At 38.4% G+C, this 19,610-nt stretch carries 21 protein-coding genes; 6 read left to right on the plus strand and 15 right to left on the minus strand.

Annotated features, from left to right (window positions below; genetic code table 11):
• Positions 1–112: 112 nt before the first annotated feature.
• The 4 genes from EAL44_RS04705 to fur all read left to right on the plus strand — a co-directional run bounded on the left by EAL44_RS04705 (position 113) and on the right by fur (position 3,146).
• Positions 113–979, plus strand: a complete 867-nt coding sequence (locus EAL44_RS04705; protein WP_121075275.1) for a DnaJ C-terminal domain-containing protein — start codon at positions 113–115, stop codon at positions 977–979.
• Between the two features lie 9 nt (positions 980–988).
• Complete coding sequence (locus tag EAL44_RS04710) at positions 989–1,360, plus strand: heat shock protein transcriptional repressor HspR (protein ID WP_000332999.1); 372 nt, start codon at positions 989–991, stop codon at positions 1,358–1,360.
• Positions 1,357–2,532, plus strand: coding sequence for a replication-associated recombination protein A (locus EAL44_RS04715; RefSeq protein WP_121075278.1), 1,176 nt, complete (start codon positions 1,357–1,359; stop codon positions 2,530–2,532). The genes EAL44_RS04710 and EAL44_RS04715 overlap by 4 nt, the downstream gene beginning before the upstream one ends.
• A gap of 161 nt (positions 2,533–2,693) precedes the next feature.
• Complete coding sequence (gene fur, locus EAL44_RS04720) at positions 2,694–3,146, plus strand: ferric iron uptake transcriptional regulator (RefSeq protein WP_021177510.1); 453 nt, start codon at positions 2,694–2,696, stop codon at positions 3,144–3,146.
• Between the two features lie 20 nt (positions 3,147–3,166).
• Here fur and EAL44_RS04725 read toward each other — a convergent pair whose 3' ends face one another.
• From EAL44_RS04725 to rpsO, 13 genes are all read right to left on the minus strand, one after another.
• Positions 3,167–3,670, minus strand: coding sequence for a DUF2147 domain-containing protein (locus EAL44_RS04725; protein ID WP_121075281.1), 504 nt, complete (start codon positions 3,668–3,670; stop codon positions 3,167–3,169).
• Positions 3,667–4,203 carry a NanQ anomerase/TabA/YiaL family protein gene (locus tag EAL44_RS04730; RefSeq protein ID WP_121075284.1) on the minus strand — a complete coding sequence of 179 codons (537 nt, stop codon included), beginning with the start codon at positions 4,201–4,203 and terminating at the stop codon, positions 3,667–3,669. The genes EAL44_RS04725 and EAL44_RS04730 overlap by 4 nt, the downstream gene beginning before the upstream one ends.
• Before the next feature lie 28 nt (positions 4,204–4,231).
• Complete coding sequence (gene fliY, locus EAL44_RS04735) at positions 4,232–5,095, minus strand: flagellar motor switch protein FliY (RefSeq protein ID WP_121075288.1); 864 nt, start codon at positions 5,093–5,095, stop codon at positions 4,232–4,234.
• 3 nt (positions 5,096–5,098) lie between these two features.
• A complete protein-coding gene (fliM, locus tag EAL44_RS04740) occupies positions 5,099–6,163 on the minus strand; it encodes a flagellar motor switch protein FliM (RefSeq protein ID WP_121010574.1) in 1,065 nt (354 codons plus the stop codon).
• Complete coding sequence (locus EAL44_RS04745) at positions 6,156–6,926, minus strand: RNA polymerase sigma factor FliA (protein ID WP_121075291.1); 771 nt, start codon at positions 6,924–6,926, stop codon at positions 6,156–6,158. Before EAL44_RS04745 ends, fliM begins: the two co-directional genes overlap by 8 nt.
• Positions 6,904–7,218, minus strand: a complete 315-nt coding sequence (locus EAL44_RS04750; protein WP_001265941.1) for a hypothetical protein — start codon at positions 7,216–7,218, stop codon at positions 6,904–6,906. Before EAL44_RS04750 ends, EAL44_RS04745 begins: the two co-directional genes overlap by 23 nt.
• Before the next feature lie 4 nt (positions 7,219–7,222).
• On the minus strand, positions 7,223–8,107 hold the full coding sequence (gene ylxH, locus EAL44_RS04755) for a flagellum site-determining protein YlxH (protein ID WP_121075294.1): 885 nt from the start codon (positions 8,105–8,107) through the stop codon (positions 7,223–7,225).
• On the minus strand, positions 8,104–9,480 hold the full coding sequence (gene flhF, locus EAL44_RS04760; RefSeq protein WP_162970359.1) for a flagellar biosynthesis GTPase FlhF: 1,377 nt from the start codon (positions 9,478–9,480) through the stop codon (positions 8,104–8,106). The genes ylxH and flhF overlap by 4 nt, the downstream gene beginning before the upstream one ends.
• Positions 9,477–9,965 carry a 2-amino-4-hydroxy-6-hydroxymethyldihydropteridine diphosphokinase gene (folK, locus tag EAL44_RS04765; protein ID WP_001923620.1) on the minus strand — a complete coding sequence of 163 codons (489 nt, stop codon included), beginning with the start codon at positions 9,963–9,965 and terminating at the stop codon, positions 9,477–9,479. The genes flhF and folK overlap by 4 nt, the downstream gene beginning before the upstream one ends.
• The gene (locus EAL44_RS04770; protein WP_121075300.1) at positions 9,965–11,038 is read right to left on the minus strand and encodes an aminopeptidase; all 1,074 of its coding nucleotides are present in this window, start codon (positions 11,036–11,038) and stop codon (positions 9,965–9,967) included. Before EAL44_RS04770 ends, folK begins: the two co-directional genes overlap by 1 nt.
• A gap of 13 nt (positions 11,039–11,051) precedes the next feature.
• The gene (gene aroQ, locus EAL44_RS04775) at positions 11,052–11,555 is read right to left on the minus strand and encodes a type II 3-dehydroquinate dehydratase (protein ID WP_000699284.1); all 504 of its coding nucleotides are present in this window, start codon (positions 11,553–11,555) and stop codon (positions 11,052–11,054) included.
• Positions 11,556–11,684: 129 nt separating this feature from the next.
• The gene (locus EAL44_RS04780; RefSeq protein WP_121075303.1) at positions 11,685–12,974 is read right to left on the minus strand and encodes an O-antigen ligase family protein; all 1,290 of its coding nucleotides are present in this window, start codon (positions 12,972–12,974) and stop codon (positions 11,685–11,687) included.
• Between the two features lie 29 nt (positions 12,975–13,003).
• Positions 13,004–13,276 carry a 30S ribosomal protein S15 gene (gene rpsO, locus EAL44_RS04785; RefSeq protein ID WP_053577092.1) on the minus strand — a complete coding sequence of 91 codons (273 nt, stop codon included), beginning with the start codon at positions 13,274–13,276 and terminating at the stop codon, positions 13,004–13,006.
• Positions 13,277–13,411: 135 nt separating this feature from the next.
• On the opposite strand from rpsO, the gene flhA reads away from it, so the two are divergent.
• Together flhA and EAL44_RS04795 are read left to right on the plus strand one after the other, a co-directional pair.
• The gene (gene flhA, locus EAL44_RS04790; RefSeq protein ID WP_121075306.1) at positions 13,412–15,613 is read left to right on the plus strand and encodes a flagellar biosynthesis protein FlhA; all 2,202 of its coding nucleotides are present in this window, start codon (positions 13,412–13,414) and stop codon (positions 15,611–15,613) included.
• A gap of 29 nt (positions 15,614–15,642) precedes the next feature.
• Positions 15,643–16,686 (plus strand): 3',5'-cyclic-nucleotide phosphodiesterase, encoded by a 1,044-nt coding sequence (locus EAL44_RS04795; RefSeq protein WP_162970360.1) that lies wholly within the window; start codon positions 15,643–15,645, stop codon positions 16,684–16,686.
• Positions 16,687–17,483: 797 nt separating this feature from the next.
• On the opposite strand, the gene hsrA is transcribed toward EAL44_RS04795, so the two are convergent.
• Positions 17,484–18,155 (minus strand): response regulator-like transcription factor HsrA, encoded by a 672-nt coding sequence (gene hsrA / locus EAL44_RS04800; protein WP_108310527.1) that lies wholly within the window; start codon positions 18,153–18,155, stop codon positions 17,484–17,486.
• Between the two features lie 339 nt (positions 18,156–18,494).
• Positions 18,495–19,607: a metallophosphoesterase gene (locus EAL44_RS04805; protein WP_121075312.1), complete on the minus strand. Its 1,113-nt coding sequence runs from the start codon at positions 19,605–19,607 to the stop codon at positions 18,495–18,497.
• Positions 19,608–19,610: the final 3 nt, after the last annotated feature.

Consider the following 19,610-nt stretch of genomic DNA (forward strand, 5'->3'; position numbering starts at 1 on the left):
CGCTGAAACAGGTTTAAAATCTCAATTACCACTAAACATTATCAATAAACTTGATTGACTAACACTAAAGATTTATGATAGTATTCTAATAAAACTATTTTAAAGGTGATTCATGAGCAAGAGTTTATACCAAACTTTAAACGTGAGCGAAAACGCCAGCCAAGATGAAATCAAAAAATCCTACCGCCGTTTAGCCCGACAATACCACCCGGATTTGAATAAAACCAAAGAAGCCGAAGAGAAATTCAAAGAAATCAACGCCGCTTATGAAATTTTAAGCGACGAAGAAAAACGCCGCCAATACGATCAGTTTGGCGATAACATGTTTGGCGGGCAGAATTTCAGCGATTTTGCCAGAAGCCGTGGTCCTAGTGAAGATTTAGACGATATTTTAAGCTCTATTTTTGGGAAAGGAGGCTTTTCGCAAAGATTTTCTCAAAACTCGCAAGGCTTTTCTGGCTTTAATTTTTCCAATTTCGCCCCTGAAAATTTAGACATGACCGCCACTTTAAACGTCTCTGTTTTAGACACCCTTTTAGGCAATAAAAAACAAGTGAGCATCAATAATGAGACTTTTAGCCTTAAAATCCCTATTGGCGTAGAAGAGGGCGAAAAAATCAGGGTTCGTAACAAAGGGAAAATGGGGCGAACGGGTAGGGGCGATTTGCTCTTACAGATCCATATTGAAGAAGATGAAATGTATAGGCGCGAAAAAGACGATATTATCCAAATCTTTGATTTACCCTTAAAAACGGCTCTTTTTGGAGGGAAGGTTGAAATCGCTACTTGGCATAAAACCTTAACCCTAACCATTCCCCCCAACACCAAAGCCATGCAAAAATTCCGCATCAAAGACAAAGGGATTAAAAACAGAAAAACTTCGCATGTGGGGGATTTGTATTTGCAAGCTCGTTTGATCTTGCCTAAAACTGAAACGCTTTCTAATGAGTTGAAAGCGTTATTAGAAAAAGAATTGTAAGGAGGAATCGTGTGTGATTATGATGAACCGCTTTATTTAATCAGCGTTGTGGCTAAAATCTTAGGCGTGCACCCTCAAACCTTGCGCCAATACGAAAAAGAGGGTTTGATAGAGCCTAGCAGGACTGATGGGAAAATGCGCTTGTATTCCCAACGAGACATGGACAAAATCAAAACGATTTTACGCCTTACAAGAGATATGGGGGTTAATCTGGCGGGCGTGGATATTATTTTGCGTTTAAAAGAAAAGCTTGATGAATTAGACAACCTCAATAAAGAATTGCAAGACGCTCTGCAAAAACACTCTAAAAACACCAAAACCCCAACGAAAAATTTAAACACCCCTACGAATTTTTACGAATTGATTTTATTTAAAAAATGAGCCTGACTGCGCTTTTAAACCCCACAAGCCTAGAAGATTTTTTAGGCCAAGAGCATCTAATAGGGAAAGACGCCCCCTTATTTAAAGCCTTACAATCCAAACACTTCCCCCATGCCTTTTTCTATGGCCCTCCTGGCGTGGGTAAAACAAGCCTGGCTCAAATCATCGCTCATTCGCTAGAACGCCCCATTCTTTTGTTTAATGCGACGGATTTTAAGTTAGAAGATTTACGCCTTAAGCTTAAAAATTACCAAAACACCCTTTTAAAACCCGTTGTTTTTATTGATGAAACCCACAGATTGAATAAAACCCAACAAGAATTTTTACTCCCCATTATGCAAAAAGATCACGCTTTAATCTTAGGGGCTAGCACGCAAGATCCTCATTACAGCCTAAGCCATGCGATCCGCTCAAGAAGTTTTATTTTTGAATTAACCCCCCTAAATAAGAACGATTTAGACAAGCTTTGCGCTAAAGCTTTAGCATTGTTAAAAAAACAAATAGAGCCTGACGCTAAAACCTATCTTTTAAACAACAGCGCTGGCGATGCCAGAGCGTTATTAAACCTTTTAGATTTGAGCGCTAAAATAGAAGATCCTATCACTTTAAAAACGCTCCAATCCTTACGGCCCCATAGCCTAAATGACGGATCTTATAGCGATGATACGCATTATAACCTCACTAGCGCGTTAATCAAATCTTTAAGAGGGAGCGATGAAAACGCCTCCATCTATTATCTGGCGCGCTTGATTGCTGGCGGGGAAAACCCGGAATTTATCGCTAGAAGGCTGGTGATTTTTGCGAGCGAAGATATTGGTAACGCTAACCCAAACGCCCTTAATTTAGCCGCTTCTTGCTTGTTTTCAGTCAAACAAATCGGCTACCCTGAAGCGCGCATTATTTTAAGCCAGTGCGTGATTTATCTGGCTTGTTCGCCCAAGTCTAACACGGCTTATAGAGCGATCAATCAGGCTTTGGATTGCGTTCAAAAAGGCTCACTCTACCCCATTCCTAAACACCTATTGCCTAACGCTAAAGACTACCTTTACCCGCATGATTATAACGGCTATGTCAAACAAGATTATTTGGAAAAACCTTTGAATTTGGTTTCTTCTCAAGGCATAGGGTTTGAAAAAACCCTTTTAGAATGGCTTGATAAAATAAGAAATTGATCTTATAAGTTACATTAAAATGCGACAATAGTAATAAAAAATCAATATTTTTTGATTAAATTAAAATAATAATGAGTTTTATCTATGGTTCATCGCATTATTATTGTATAATAATACTTCAATTATGAAAATCATTTTACAAAACAAGGAAGAAATTGAACATGAAAAGATTAGAAACTCTAGAATCTATTTTAGAGCGCTTGAGGATGTCTATCAAAAAAAACGGACTCAAAAATTCAAAGCAAAGAGAAGAAGTGGTGAGCGTTTTGTATCGCAGCGGCACACACTTAAGCCCTGAAGAAATCACGCATTCTATCCGCCAAAAGGACAAAAACACCAGCATTTCTTCAGTCTATCGCATTTTGAATTTCTTAGAAAAAGAAAATTTTATCTGCGTTTTAGAGACTTCAAAAAGCGGCCGGCGTTATGAAATTGCGGCTAAAGAACACCATGATCACATCATTTGTTTGCATTGCGGTAAGATCATTGAATTTGCAGACCCTGAAATTGAACACCGCCAGAACGAAGTCGTTAAAAAATATCAAGCCAAGCTGATTAGCCATGACATGAAAATGTTTGTGTGGTGTAAAGAATGCCAAGAGAGTGAATATTAAAAGATTTTAAAAAAGCTAGCTTAAATAGGGCTATCTTTAATGGTTTTAAGGACTTCATCCAGGTTAAAACGCTTGAGTTTTAGATTTTTGATTTCTTTATCGCTCAAGCGTTTCCAAGTGAAAGTCTTGCCCACATACCCCCATCTATCATAGCTTGAAGTGAATTCTAAATCCCCATTTGAATTTTGAGTAACCCTTACATAGTAGGTCTTGCCGTCATAAAAATTATACGCTTTACCGCCTTTATAAGATCGTTCTCCGACCTTAATCAAATCGCTTAAAAACACCACGCCTTTATCGCTGCGATTCCTTAGCTTTGGGTTAGGATTGAGTTTGTCTTTTTTGGCTTTAGAGCCATCCACATCAGAAATACCATAAGCATAGAACTTCCCATTATGCTCAAAAAACTCCACAAAAGAGCTTTTCATGTATAAAAATTCCTGAGTTTGATAAATTCCAGGCAACTCCACAGCCCCTAAAAAACAACAAAAAACTAATGCTACAATAAGACTCACCCATTTCATAATTTTAATTTGATCAATCCCTTAGGCGCTTTAACGACCGCTTTAAAAATCGGCTCTTCCCTATATTTTTCAAAAGACTCTCCATAGAACCTCAACGCATGCGCATCGCTTTCAAAAAAAATAGCCAGCATGCCCGCTCTCAAACGCAAAAAAGAAGCTTCACTGACCGGCTCATAAACGATCAAGTCTCTTTTTTCATCGTAAGGGGTTTTAATGGTGGCTTGATTGATACCCACCACTTTAGCCCCCTCAACGCCTTTGATAATCAGCTGGAAATCCACATATTGTCGGTGGCTTTCAAAAAAGCCTTTCTCGCTTTCTCTAGCATGCTCTAAACAATAGCTCTGCTCTATGCTAAAGATGCCATGGCCTAAAGGCGCTTGAAATTCCGTATTAGGATCGAGGTTTAAAACCCTTTGATTCGCTCCACTACCCTTTTGCATGACCTCTTTTAAATACGCATGCAAAATTTCTAATTCTTGCGTTTTTTTAAACAAATGCCCAAGCGAGCTTAATTCCCCAAAAATAGCCATATCCCTTTCCTTTTTATGATAAAAAGATTTAATGTTTCAATTGCTCTAAGCGTTCTTTTTTAGTGCCAATATCCGTGATTTGAATGCCAAAATTCCCATCCACGATCACCACTTCGCCCTTAGCGATCACCTTGTCATCTACAAGAATTTCCAAAGGGTCATTCACCAATTGATCCAACTCTACCACGCTCCCTATATCCATAGAAACCACATCTTTTAAAATCATCTTTTTTTGCCCGATGCGCACCTTAACGTTCAATTTCACATCCAAAAGCATGCTGATATTGCGGATTTCTATGTTTTCTAAAGACGCATCGTGGGTTTTAATCTCTTCAGTAGCGCTCTGTGTCGTTTCTTCTTTTTCTTCTTTATGCGTTTTTTCAAATTGGTGCTCAAAAGCCTCCGTAGTCAATAAAATGATTTGGCTTTCTTTGATGGCTTCCATTTTAAAAGAAAACACCATCGCCTTAGTATAATCTTCTTTTTTAGGAAGCTCTTTAGCGATCTCAGCGTTCGTGGTAGTGAAATTGAGTTTAGGGAGCAATTCTTGAGATTTCAAGCTTGTAGCAATCGCGCCAAAAATATTAGAAGCCATTTCTTTAAAAGCGTCCAAATCATCATTATCCATTTCTTCCTTACTCGCTCCCTCACCTCCTAGCATCAGATCGCTTAAAGCGGTAACTAAATCTACTGGGGCCAGTAATTCAATGTGGCTCTCTTCTTTTTCAATCGCACTGATCTTAACTCTTGCATAAGGCATGCTGATTAATTTCAAAAAAGATTCTTCATTACTAGAAATTTCTTTTTCTAATCCCACGCTCGGAGCCTTTCCCACTAACCCTTCTAAAGTAGAGACAACCTCTTGAATAAAAATTTTAATAAAATCTTGCATTTCTCACTCTTCTTCTATTTTCATAATATCGCCCACTTTGCCTCTGCGCTGTTCTTCTAGCATTTCTAAAATTTCTTTAGTGCGTTCTTTTTCGCTATAGACCACTTCTTTAATTTGAATGGTTTTCCTATACCCTTGAAACCCCACGCTCGCTAAATAACGCTTTTTTTTATGCACATACACGCTCACTTCATCATTAGCGATTTTATTCAACCGGATAGTATCCCCCACATCTAAATCCAACATTTCTTTCAAACTCAATTCCACCGCGCCCAAAAACACGATCATATCCACGCTCACCCCGCTCAATAGCGCTTGCAATTCCTTATTACGGCTCTTTTTGGAGTTGGTTTCTGAAAGCATCAAATCCCTACTCCCCATTTTAGAAAGAATGCTTTCAATGGAAATCACCGGGTAGCAAATATTCATCATCCCACGGCTATGCCCAATAATAATCTCTAAAACCACCATGATAGAAATTTCATTTTGAGCGACGATTTGGACCACATTCGCGCTGGATTCTTTAGCGTCAATGGTAGGATACATCTCCACCACAGGCGACCACACTTCTTTTAAAATTTGCATCACCTGGCGTAAAATCGTATCCAATAAATTCAATTCAATATCGCTAAATTCTCTGTTTTGATCATACGCGCTCCCCTTGCCCCCTAATAGTCTATCAATCATGGGGAAAGCGATGCTAGGATTAATTTCTAAAACCCCTGTTCCTCCCATAGGCTTCATGGAAAAGACATTAAAACTTGTAGGGCTAGGCAAACTCATCAAAAATTCGCCATAAGTCATTTGATCCACGCTATGGAGCTGGATCTCTACAATAGAACGCATAATAGAAGAAATTTGACTAGAAAGATTCCTAGCCATTTTATCATGGATACTCCTAAAAGAACGCAATTGCTCCTTACTCACACGATTAGGGCGTTTGAAATCATAGAGAGTTACGCTGCGCTGCGGGATAATATCCTTTTTTTGGACATTTTGAATATCCACATTTTCATCAACGACTTCTAAAAGCGCATCAATTTCTTCTTGGCTTAAAATATCAGCCATGATCCACCCCTAAAGATTTACGCACCTTTTTAATCGCTTCTTTAATGATTTGAGAAATGCGCGATTCAGTAATGCCTAAAATCTCTTTGATCTCGCTCAAATTCAACTCTTCAAAGTAATAAAGCTGGATAAGGATTTGCTCTCGTTCGCTCATTTGATTCAGCACTTTTTGGACATGCTCTAACAACTCTTCTGTTTCAATCTTTTTAGTGATTTCATCTTGCTCAATCGCATTGAATTGCTCATCTATTGGCACTAGCGCATAAATATCTGAGGCCGTTTTGGCTTCTCTAATTTTTTCAATATTTTCGCCTAAAACTTCCGCTAAATACGCATCGCTAGGCTCTTTCCCATGCTCATTAAGGTGTTTGGTAATTTCAATATCAATGCTTTTAATGAGTTTCCTATTGGAGCGAGAAATCACATCTAAAGAGCGCAAATAATCTAGCATCGCCCCATTGACACGAGTTTTCGCATACCCCCAAAAAGAATCGTTTAACGCGCTCTCATAACGCCTGGCTAATTTAATCAATTCTTCAGTGCCAATAGAAACCAGATCGTTAAAATCAATAGAGCTGGGCAAGCGCTCTTTTAAACGAAACGCCATCGCGCGCACGGCCGGTAAATACTGGATAGCGAGATCGTCTTGATGGTGGTGTTGCTGCTTGTCATAGGCGTTCAAAACCTTTTCTATATTATTTTTTTCGCTTGTTTCAGTTTTTTGAATTTCTTGGGACATTCTATTTTCCATCATCAAAATCATAACTTCTAATGTATTCTAAAATACTAGCCACTTCTTTTTCTCTGTTCTTAAACTCATGGTTGAAACGAAGCAAGCTCTCTTCAGTGCCTTTTTTGTCAAAAAGACAAATATCTAAATCCGTGCAAGCGATAAAAATAGACGCAAACAACAACGCGATTAAGTATCCCCCAAGCGTGGATAACACCGTCCATAATAAAATGCTCTCTGGCTCATTGAATTTCAACACCGAAAACACTAACCCTAAAAAAAACCCCACCACAACAGAAAAATGGATAAAATTTTGAACTCTCATTAGCCTACCCCAAATACTTCAAAAGCCTTTTAAAAAAGCTTTTCAAACCTTCTTTTGGTATTTCTAAAGCGCCGGTTTCTAATTTAGAAACCAAAAGGCCCGCTATCTGATCAATGGATTGCGAAAACAAATCATTAGGGGCTATTTTTCTCAAAATTTTGCGCTCCCTCACATAGCGTTTCAATAAGGAGCTGTTTTCAATCGCTCCTAAGTAATGCAATTCTAATGAAGCGATATTGTTTTTAGCCACTTTAAACAGCCTTTCATAAGTCGCCCTGCCTTCTTTAGGTTGGGCTACCATGTTAGCGATAAGAAACAATTCATCTTTATTCTTAGAGTTGATTTTAATGCATGCATACGCATCCGTAATCGCTGAAGGATCGGGTGTGGTAACAATCACCACGCAATCGCTCGCATTCAAAAACGCTTGTGTCGTGGCTCCAATCCCAGCTCCCGTATCAATCACAATATAATCTAAAGAGCTTAAAACCCCCTCTTCATCCACGAATTGATCCAAAGCTTCTGCGCCGCTAATGTATTTTAAAATTTCTTCACCGCTATCCCCAGGAATTAAGCAAAGCCCGGGTTCAATCTCGCAAATAATTTCTTGCAATTTGGCTTCACCCTTTAAGGCATGCAAGATATTTTTATGGGTTTTCACCCCAAAAATCACATCTAAATTCGCTAAACCAATATCCGCATCAAACACCCCCACCTTATAACCTTTCTTGTATAAAGAGTAAGCTAAATTCGCGCTAATGTTGGATTTCCCCACGCCTCCCTTACCGCTTGTGATAGCGATGAATTTGGTATTCCCCTTATTTTCAAAAAAACTTTTAGGGTTTTTAAGATTCATCAAATTATCCAAGCGACTCGCTTGATTGTTCATGCTTGTTCCTTATTAGGGTTACTAAAGCCATCTAGCATGCAATCCACTAAATACTCATTAGTAGCCACTTTCAAATCCATAGGCACTTCTTGGCCGACAGAAAGATAGCTGATAGGCTTTTGGCTTTCATGCACTAAAGAAAACAAATTCCCTAGCCCCCTGCTCTCATCTAATTTCGTAAAGATTAAAGTGTCAATCCCTAACACCCCAAAAGAATCATAAATATCTTTCATGTCTTCGTATTTAGTGGTAACGGAAAGCACTAAAGACACATCAATATTATAACCCCCATCTATAAATTCCTTCAAACCGGCAATTTTTTCTTTATCGTATTGCGAATGCCCTGTCGTATCCACTAAAATAAAATCGCAGTATTCCAAAGCTTCAATTTCTTTAGCAAAATCCTTAGCGTCAATCACCGCTTCTATACTCATTTTCATTTTATTAGCATACCAACTCAATTGCTCTAAAGCCCCAATGCGGTAATTGTCTAAAGTGATAATGCCTACCTTGTATTTTTTCGCTAGCATCCTAGAATAGCGCGCGGCTAATTTGGCTAGAGTCGTCGTTTTCCCCACGCCTGTTGGCCCTACAAGCATTAAGATGCGTTTTTGCCTTAAATTCAAATCTTCAGGGCGGCACAAAATCATTTTACGCAACACTTCTCTAAAATAGCGCTTGATCGTTACGGAATTTTCCCGCATGCGTAAAGGCATCAATTCCAAGCTCAATTGCATGATTTCATCTAAATGGCTGGGTTTCATCCCGCTTTGTTTGGCTAGTTTGTAAATTTCTGCAAATTCTTGAGGGATATTGACAGAATTGGGGTTTTTCTCATCCCAAAACATGTTTTGAATGAGTTTCAAGCTGTCTCTGATTTTACTTAGTTGCAGATTAATATCTTTAATTTCTTCTTCTTGTTTGACTTCTCTTTTTTCTCTTTCTTTTTTATGGTTGGCTTCATCTTTTAAGGCTTGCAACAAGGCGTCTTGCTTATTAGCCTCTAAAGGCACATCCTCTAACGGGGTGTCTTTTTCTAAAAGGGTCTTATTTTTTGAAAAACTATAGTTGTGCTGATTAGATGAAACCCCGGCGAGTTTGCGCATTTCTTCTACGGTGCTTGAAAGCTGCATAACCACATCTTCTTCATTCAATTCTTCATCATACAAACTTTCTGGAATAAGGGGGGCTTTAGGGGGCTTATTTTCGCTCTCTTCTTCAACCGCCACAACGATTTCATAAAGCCCAGAAGAAGTGAGCGTTTTTTTACGGATTTCTTGGGTTTTAAACACCAGCGTATCCACCCCATGGTGGCTTTGAGCGATCTTTAAGGCTTCAGCAGCCGTCTCCCCACTATAGGTATAGAATTTCACCACTCCCCTTTTTTAAAAAGAATTTGTTGTAAAGTCAAAGGCACTAACACCGAATCCCTTTCACTCCATTTAGGGTGAGGTAAAGTCAAATCGTTCTGTCTTAAAATGACTTGATTGAAAGCGATAATATCAATATCCAAAGTTCTTGGAGCGTCTTTAAAATCGCGCTTCCTTTTGCGCCCAAAACGCCTTTCTATATAAAACACTAGAGCAAAAAAATGGCGCAAACTTAAAGATGTTTTAAGGATAATCGTAGCGTTATAAAAGTTAGGTTGATTAGTATAACCAAAAGGCGGATTGATATAAATGGGCGAAGAAAAAATTTTCCCGATCTTACTATGATTTTTAAAATATAAAAAACAATTTTTTAATATTTTTAAAGGATTTTTAAGATTAGATCCCAGCCCTAAAACCACTCTGTTAGAAAAATCAAGCCTTTTTTTAAAAAGGCTAGGGAAAAAGCGGCTAGTAAGGATCTCTCGCATCACAAAAGCTCAGCTCTGGAATTTTTAATCACCACTAAATCTTCAATGCGCACCCCAAAAAATCCAGGGATATAAATCCCAGGCTCTATGGAAAACACCATGCCCTCTTCTAAAATGGTTTCACTGCGCGATGAAATATAGGGAAGCTCATGAATGTCTAAGCCAATGCCATGCCCGGTGCTGTGAGTGAAATACTGCCCATAACCATAATCGCTAATCACCCCCCTAGCCAAGCTGTCCGCTTCTTTACCGGTCATGCCCGCTCTAATGCCTGAAATAGCCTTTTCTTGCGCTTCTTTCACAATGTCATAAATCTTTTGACGCTCTTTATCCTTGAAACTCTGCTCTCTTTTGAAGACAAAATCTTTAGGGTCAAAAAAAGCCGTGCGAGTCCTATCAGAGCAATAGCGTTCGTATTTGATCCCCATATCCAAAAGAATGCTATGCTCCGCTTTTAAAAAATCCTTCGCGCTGGGCAAAGCATGGGGTTTGCTCGCGTTCGCATTCAAGGCTAAAATAGGCTCAAAACTCAGATCATAAACCCCCTCTTTAGTCAAAAAGTCCTTAACCTTATGCTGCAAATACCGCTCGCTCAAGGACTCTTTTTCATCAAAAATCTTTTTCACATACTCGGCAAAATTTTCAAAAGCTTCAACATTCAACGCTTGAGATTTTTTGAGGAGTTGGATCTCATGATCGTTTTTAATGATGCGTTTTTGGCGGTGGTAACTAGGCACACCCTCTAAAATAACCTTATTCCCAACCGCCGAATCCAAACGCTTGTAGGTTTGCAAATTCACTTGATTGGGATCAAAAAAGAGCTTTTTAACCGAACTCTTTGCGATCAAATCAATCGTGCTTTGCGCTAAATCGCTAGACTCTACCACTTCCGCTAAAACGCCATTTTTAGGCTGAATGCTTTCTTTAGCTTCTTGAGTGTAACGAGAATCAGTGATAAAAAACGAGCGATCGTCTAATTGCAAAAACAAAGCGTTATCGCAACTATAAGCGCATTCAAAAAACATCGCATTCTCATTGAGCGTGAAATGGGCGTCTCTCTCTAATCCTCTCATCAGTAACCCCCTTTTATTTTTGATTGTTAATGGGGTTATTAGGGTTGTTTTTTTGGGCTTCTTGGAACGCTTTCATTTCGGCTAAAATATTGACCATCGCCATTAAAGCCATGTTGTAGCCAAGCGGGCCAAATCCCATGATCACGCCTCCACAAGCCGCTCCGGTGTAAGAATTTTTCCTGAATTCCTCTCTGGCTTGAATGTTAGTGAGATGCACTTCAATAACGGGTTTGCCCGCTAGCATGATCGCATCCGCAATCGCAATAGAAGTGTGCGAAAACGCTCCAGGGTTAATAATAATCCCTTCATAATCGCTGCCCACGCTCTCTTGGATTTTATCAATGATTTCGCCCTCAAAATTGGTTTGAAAAAACTCTAATTCCACATCTAAATTGCCTTGTTTCACGAAAGTTTGCATGATTTCATGGATTTGGTCTAAGGTTACCATGCCATAAAGTCTTGGGTCTCTGTGTCCTAACATGTTTAAATTAGGCCCTTGAATCACTAAAATTTTCATTAATTTATTTCTCCTTGTTGAATATGGAATGAAACCGCATTATAGCATAAGTTTTTATCTTACCCCTTAAATCCCCCTAAGAGCACACCACAAGAAACTACCGCTTGATTAACATCAAACTCTTTGATGCTAAAAAGCGCTTTTATCCTTTTTTAAAAAAACAGCCATCATGACCATTCCTACAAAAAAACTTCCCGTAATGAAGAAATCAAAGGGGTCAAACCCAATGCCAAAAATGAGGTAAAAAGTGAATACCGTTAATATAAAGAATGATATTAAAGAATTTTGCTTGATCCCGCTCCAAAAAATCTTTACAATAACTAATAAAAAAAAGAGCCAGATCAAAAAGCCTATGATCCCCCTAGTGGCTAAAACATGAATGATTTGATTGTCGTATCTTTCATAACAAAGAATCAAATCTTTTGCCCTATAAGACTTTGATAAGGATAAAATCTCCTCTAATCTTTGGCATTTCTCGCTAGCGGCCATACCAAAAAAGGGCCTTAAACGCAAAACCGTTAGGGCTTCTTTCCAGCGCTCCAAACGCCACCCGATACTGCTATCAGCGTCCTTTTTAGCGTAGCGTTTCAGATCTTCTTCAAAGGTTTGATTTTGAACCCTAGATTGCTCTATTGCCCCCCTTTTTTCTAAAGCGTTACTCCCCATATACAAAGCGCTCAAAACAAGACTCACAACCACCATATAACCCAATGGTTTGAGCGATTTTTTGGCGTATAAAATAAAGCAAGAAAGGATCAAAAAAGTAATAACAAAAGCGATTGTCGCGCTCCTTGTAGCGCTTAAAATAACGACTAAAAACCCCACAAAAACAGAAAGGGTGAAAAAAAGTTTTTCTTTTTGACTTTGCGAATAAAGCGCATAAATATAACAGCCTAAGATTGACACGCTCACTAAAACCACATACTCCTTAACCGTGCTAAACCCTTGCGCTCTGGGCATGTTAAAATAAATTTTTTGCACTAATGAGAGCAAGCCGTTGATAAAATTTGCCACAGCCATGCTATAAAAAAGGATTTTTTGATCCAATTTGATTCTTAAACGGCTAGAAAAAAGCAAACATAACGCCCCGCAAGCATAAGTTAAAGACATGTTTAGAGCGAATAAATTGTAGCGGAAGGTTTGGCTATCATACATGTTAAACATGTTAGGGAAGATGCTTAAAAATACCCCTAAAAAAGCCAAAGTGAGCCATTTAAAGGGCATGGTTTTTAAATGATTGATTTTAAAGGTTTCTTTTAAAGACGATTGGAAGTAACACCTAAAAAACAAAAAAACCATTAAAACAATCAACAAGACTTGCGTTAAAGGTTTTTTAAACGAAGTGAGAAAAAAAAGAGCAAAAATGAAAGTGAAAACAGAGTCCGCACTAAAAAAGGCCTTCAAACGCTCTTTCAACACAAACTCGCCATACCCTAAAACCGATAAAATTATCTGTCTTTAATGCCTAACTTTTCAATCAAAACCACATAACGCGCATGGTTAGTGCGTTTGATGTATTTCAACAAATTGCGTCTTTGAGCGACTAATTTTAAAAGCCCTAAACGACTGGAATGATCTTTGGGGTTAGTTTTTAAATGCTCGGTTAAAAGCCTGATCCTTTCATTCAACAACGCCACTTGCACCTCACAAGAACCCGTATCGTTTTCCTTAGTGGCAAACGCCTTAATGATTTCTTGTTTTTTCTCCAGATTCAAAGCCATAACGACCTCCTAATTGGTAATTTAATAAGGATCGCATTATAGCGTAAAATAAGCTTTTTTGAGCAAATCCTTTCAAACTTTATATTATAATAAGAGACAAACACACCTACCAAAATAAGGCATTGATTTTAGATTATGGCAAACGAACGCTCCAAATTAGCTTTTAAAAAGACTTTCCCTGTCTTTAAACGCTTCTTACAATCCAAAGACTTAGCCCTTGTGGTCTTTGTGATAGCGATTTTAGCGATCATTATCGTGCCGTTACCGCCTTTTGTGTTGGATTTTTTACTCACGATTTCTATTGCGCTATCGGTGTTGATTATTTTAATCGGGCTTTATATTGACAAGCCTACTGATTTTAGCGCTTTCCCCACTTTATTACTCATTGTAACCTTATACCGCTTGGCTTTAAATGTCGCCACCACTAGAATGATTTTAACCCAAGGCTATAAAGGGCCTAGCGCGGTGAGCGATATTATCACGGCGTTTGGGGAATTTAGCGTGAGCGGGAATTATGTGATTGGGGCGATTATCTTTAGTATTTTAGTGCTGGTGAATTTATTAGTGGTTACTAATGGCTCTACTAGGGTTACTGAAGTTAGGGCAAGATTTGCCCTAGACGCTATGCCAGGAAAGCAAATGGCGATTGATGCGGATTTAAACTCAGGGCTTATTGATGATAAGGAAGCCAAAAAACGGCGTGCCGCTCTAAGCCAAGAAGCGGATTTTTATGGCGCGATGGATGGCGCGTCTAAATTCGTCAAAGGCGATGCGATCGCTTCTATCATCATCACGCTTATTAATATTATTGGAGGGTTTTTAGTGGGCGTGTTCCAAAGGGATATGAGCTTGAGCTTTAGCGCTAGCACTTTCACTATCCTAACCATTGGCGATGGGCTTGTGGGGCAAATCCCCGCTTTAATCATTGCGACAGCGACCGGTATTGTCGCCACTCGCACCACGCAAAATGAAGAAGAGGACTTTGCTTCCAAGCTCATCACACAGCTTACGAATAAAAGCAAAACTTTAGTGATTGTGGGAGCGATTTTATTGCTTTTTGCCACCATTCCTGGACTCCCCACTTTCTCCTTAGCGTTTGTAGGGGCTCTCTTTTTATTCATCGCATGGCTGATTAGCAGGGAGGGAAAAGACGGGTTGCTCACTAAATTAGAAAATTATTTGAGTCAAAAATTCGGCTTGGATTTGAGCGAAAAACCCCACAGCTCCAAAATCAAACCCCACGTCCCCACCACAAGGGCTAAAACCCAAGAAGAGCTTAAAAGAGAAGAAGAACAAGCCATTGATGAAGTGTTAAAAATTGAATTTTTAGAATTGGCTTTAGGCTATCAGCTCATTAGCTTAGCGGACATGAAACAAGGGGGCGATTTGTTAGAAAGGATTAGGGGTATTAGAAAAAAGATAGCGAGCGATTATGGTTTTTTGATGCCGCAAATTAGGATTAGGGATAATTTACAACTCCCCCCCACGCACTATGAAATCAAGCTTAAGGGTATTGTGATTGGTGAGGGCATGGTGATGCCAGATAAGTTTTTAGCCATGAATACCGGCTTTGTGAATAAAGAAATTGAAGGCATTCCTACTAAAGAGCCGGCTTTTGGAATGGACGCCTTATGGATTGAAACTAAAAATAAAGAAGAAGCCATTATTCAAGGCTACACTATTATTGATCCAAGCACCGTTATTGCGACACACACCAGCGAATTAGTGAAAAAATACGCTGAAGATTTTATCACTAAAGATGAAGTGAAATCCCTTTTAGAGCGCTTGGCTAAAGACTATCCTACGATTGTAGAAGAGAGTAAAAAAATCCCCACCGGTGCGATCCGCTCGGTCTTGCAAGCCTTGTTGCATGAAAAAATCCCCATTAAAGACATGCTCACTATTTTAGAAACGATTACCGATATTGCCCCATTGGTTCAAAACGATGTGAATATCTTAACCGAACAAGTGAGGGCGAGGCTCTCTAGGGTGATCACCAACGCTTTTAAATCTGAAGACGGGCGTTTGAAATTTTTAACCTTTTCTACCGATAGCGAACAATTTTTGCTCAATAAATTGCGAGAAAATGGCGCTTCTAAGAGCTTATTACTCAATGTGGGCGAATTGCAAAAACTCATTGAAGGGGTCTCTGAAGAGGCCATGAAAGTCTTGCAAAAAGGGATCGCTCCGGTGATTTTGATTGTAGAGCCTAATTTAAGAAAAGCTCTTTCTAATCAAATGGAGCAGGCTAGGATTGATGTGGTCGTGCTAAGCCATGCGGAATTAGATCCTAACTCTAATTTTGAAGCCTTAGGCACGATCCATATTAACTTTTAATGGATAAATAATTAATAAAAAGGAGAATGATGCGAGTTTACCACCTTTCACATATTGATTTAGACGGCTATGCATGCCAACTTGTTTCAAAACAATTTTTTAAAAATATCCAATGCTATAACGCTAATTACGGGCGTGAAGTCTCAGCGAGAATTTATGAAATTCTAAACGCGATCGCTCAATCTAAGGAGAGTGAATTCCTTATTTTGGTTAGCGATTTGAATTTGAATTTAAACGAGGCAGAGTATTTGCAGGATAAGATCCAAGAACACCGCTTGCAAAATAAAAGCATTCAAATCCAACTCTTGGATCACCATATCAGCGGTAAAGAAGTGGCTGAGAGTTTCCATTGGTATTTTTTAGACACGAACCGTTGTGCGACTAAAATCGTGTATGAATTTTTGAAAAAGCATTACGCTATTTTAGAGCCAAAAAACACAACATGGCTAGAGCCTTTGGTGGAAATGGTCAATTCTGTGGATATTTGGGACACGCAAGGTTATGGCTTTGAATTAGGCAAGGTGTGCATGCGCATGATCACTCAAAGCTCTGAATTGAATCGTTTCATGTTTGATGATGAAAACCGCGATTATAAATTAAAGCTTTTAGAAGAAGTTAAAAACTATTTGTTTTTAGAAAATGCCCCTGTAGCCTATGATAACGATTTGTTCAGGCTTAAAAAAATCGCTTTAGGGGGCGACCCTGATACAGAAACGATGGACAATATCTCTTCAAACGCGCAAACGCATTTGCTCTCTTTAAAAAAGCATGATTGCAGCGTTTATTACCAGGATAAAAAAGGGTTTTTAAGTTATTCTATGGGGGGTATTAGCGTGTTGGCTAACCTTTTTTTAACGCAAAATCCGGATTTTGATTTTTATATAGATGTGAACGCTAAAGGGAATGTGAGCTTAAGGGCGAATGGGAATTGCGATGTGTGCGAACTCAGCCAAATGTGTTTTAATGGGGGCGGGCATAGGAATGCGAGCGGAGGCAAGATTGATGGCTTTAGGGAGAGTTTCAATTATAGGGATATTAAAGAACAAATTGAAGAAATCTTCAATAACGCTTAAAACCAAGCCGTTTGCAAAAAGCTAACAAAAACTGAAAAGAGTTTAAAAGCTCTTTTTGATAAGGTTTAAAAATTTTCATTCTATCATTTTGTATAAACTCATTTCTTTAAGGGAATAAGGGATATTTTAAAAACTATTCCCTACAAACCTCCAACTAAATCCCCCTAACCCCCAAAAAACCGCTTTTTTAAAAAACTATCGCTTGCTTAAAATCAAGCTCTTTTAATCATTTGATTGTGAAAAACGCTTTTTTAGTATTTTTAGGTTTTTTAAATTATCATCACGCCAACGCAAATAATCATTTTAAGTTATCTCTCTATTTTATTGTTTTTTTGTTGCAGGTATTTGGAGCATGTTAGGGTTTGGGGTAATAGTGAGCGGCTATCTTAAAAAGGAAACAACCAACTATGAAATTACTATTAGCAATCATAGTTTTAATGGTTCTCACAACGCTACTATACTAAAATTTTAGTGCAAGCTAGAGTTTAGCTAGCGTTTTCTTTGTGTATTTTTCTTGTATCCCATAAAAATCCCACAAAAATAAGACTTTTTCAATATCCAATGAAAACGAAGCCAAAGTTTGTATTTTGTGTTTTGATAAATATTTAAATCCATGAATTGATACGAATTTATTTGAGTGTTTTTTAACCAAAACACCTTGCCAATCGCAGATAAAACGATTATGCTCCTAGCTAGACACTAGCATGATATGAGTGTCTCTATTATCGCTATTAAAATATTTGATTTTACCCGCTCCACACCCTCATTCTGACCTATTTTTTAGCAAACCACGGAATTTACTCTTCACACGCCGGTTTGGGGTAGCAAAAACGATAGCCTCTGCGCCTTACGGTTTCAACCGTGGAAATCCCCAAGGGTTTATCCATTTTTTGGCGGATTTGATTGATAGCCACTTCAATGACATTAGGGGTAACCATTTCAGGCTCTTCCCAAATGGCGTCTAAAAGCTGTTCTTTGGAGACGATTTGATCCCTATGTCTGGCAAGATGGGTAAGCACTTCAAAAGGCTTCCCTTTCACTTCAACTTCACGCCCCTTGTAAATAATCTTTTCTTCATCAGGGCTAATAGTCAAATCCCCAATTTCAATCACATTAGAACCCCAAAATCTCAAACGAGCCTCAATCCTTGCGACTAAAGCCTTAATGCTGCGGTAAGGCTTAGCGATATAATCGTCCGCGCCTTGCTCAAACGCATGGACTTCTTCTTCGCTTGTAGGGTTATCAGAAGAAACTAAAACAACGATAGAAGAATGTTTCTCCTTGATTCTAGAAACAAAACTTAAAGCGTTTTTATCGCTAACCATAACTAAGTCATAATTCCTAATATCCATAAGATATTCCCCATCCTCTAAACTCTCTGTTATATCAGCCATAAAGCCTTTAACATTTAAACCCTTTTCAATTTCTCCACCCAAAACAGAATTTTTTTCAATCAGTAGAACGCGCATGGTGTATGACTCCTGCATTTAAGAGTAATTCAAGCACTGATTATATCATAATTTTAAATTAGTTTAAGAAAATATTAATAAAAGTTATCGCTTGATTAAAATCAGCCCTTGATTATTGGTTGTAAAAATGCCTTTGAGCGTTTTTATGGATAATTTTTAAAATCATTTGCTAAAAATCACCATTTTATTGTATAATTACAAATCCAACCATTCCTTATGGTTTGGTTGGCACCGCTTAAGATTAAAGGGTCACCTCCCCCTCCTTTCCCTTTGTCTTGGCGGTTGTTTCTTAACTCCTTGTTTTTAACCGCTTGATTACGATTTTAAGATTTTGTTTAACTAAGCTTGATTTTTAGGTAAAAGCCTAAGGTATGCGATCTCGCTAGGGGCTAAAAACCTTAAAGGAATCCCCCAATACCCTGCCCCACTGCTCACATAAATTTGAGTAGTGTCGCTGTGCTTGTATAAACCATGTAAATAGGTTTGCGCCAACTTGACTAAAAGGCTAAAGGGGAAGATTTGCCCTGCATGGGTATGCCCTGAAAGGACTAAATCTACAGAGTGGCTTTCTTTGACGCTTCTAATTTGTTTGGGCTGGTGGGCCAAAAGGATCGTGGGCTTACTACTATCACGCTTTTTTAAAGCTTTGTCAATATCAGGGGCAAAATTTTGATGCTTTCTTGCGAAATAATCATACACACCGCACAAATTGATCCCCCCTAAATGCACGCACTCATTCCCTAAAATCGTCAAATTAAGCGTGTCAAGAAACGATAAAATCGGCTCTATGCCATGATAATACTCATGATTTCCTGGCACATAAAAAGTACCATGCGTGCTTTTAAGGTTGTTTAAGGGCAGTAAAAAAGATTTGACTTTTTCAATGTTTTCATCCACTAAATCCCCCCCAATCAGCACCATATCCACTTCTTTTTGATTGACTTCTTCTACAATGTAATCAATAAAATCTTTTTGCAACAAACTCCCCACATGCATGTCTGTGAGTAAAATAATCTTTAATTCTTTATCCAGCTTATCCAAATAAATAGGGGTTTCTTTGATTTTAGGGCGAGCCAACCCTTCATAAAAGCCGCGCCAAAAATACCCTAATAACGCCAGATAAAACCCTAATTTTAAAAAGTTTTTTAAACTTTTACGCCTTGAGTGCAAAAAATCTATTTTTTCTATGGAGTAGGAAAACCCATAAAAACTTAAAGAAAAAACAAACACAATAAAGGATACAAACGAACACGCCGAAGTCAAAACAAACAAATGGCTAGGCATGATATTTCTATAAAAAGCAAAAGCCGCCTCGCCTATGCTCAAAAGGATAAAAAACCCCAAATAAGCGTATCGAGAGATTTTCTTTAAGGTTAAAAACGATTTTAACATCCTAAAAGAACTATAATTCAAAAAACATAAAACCAATAAAAACGCTATGGAGATCAGCATATC

This window comes from Helicobacter pylori (assembly GCF_003637685.1).
In the GTDB taxonomy this organism is placed as follows: domain Bacteria; phylum Campylobacterota; class Campylobacteria; order Campylobacterales; family Helicobacteraceae; genus Helicobacter; species Helicobacter pylori_CJ.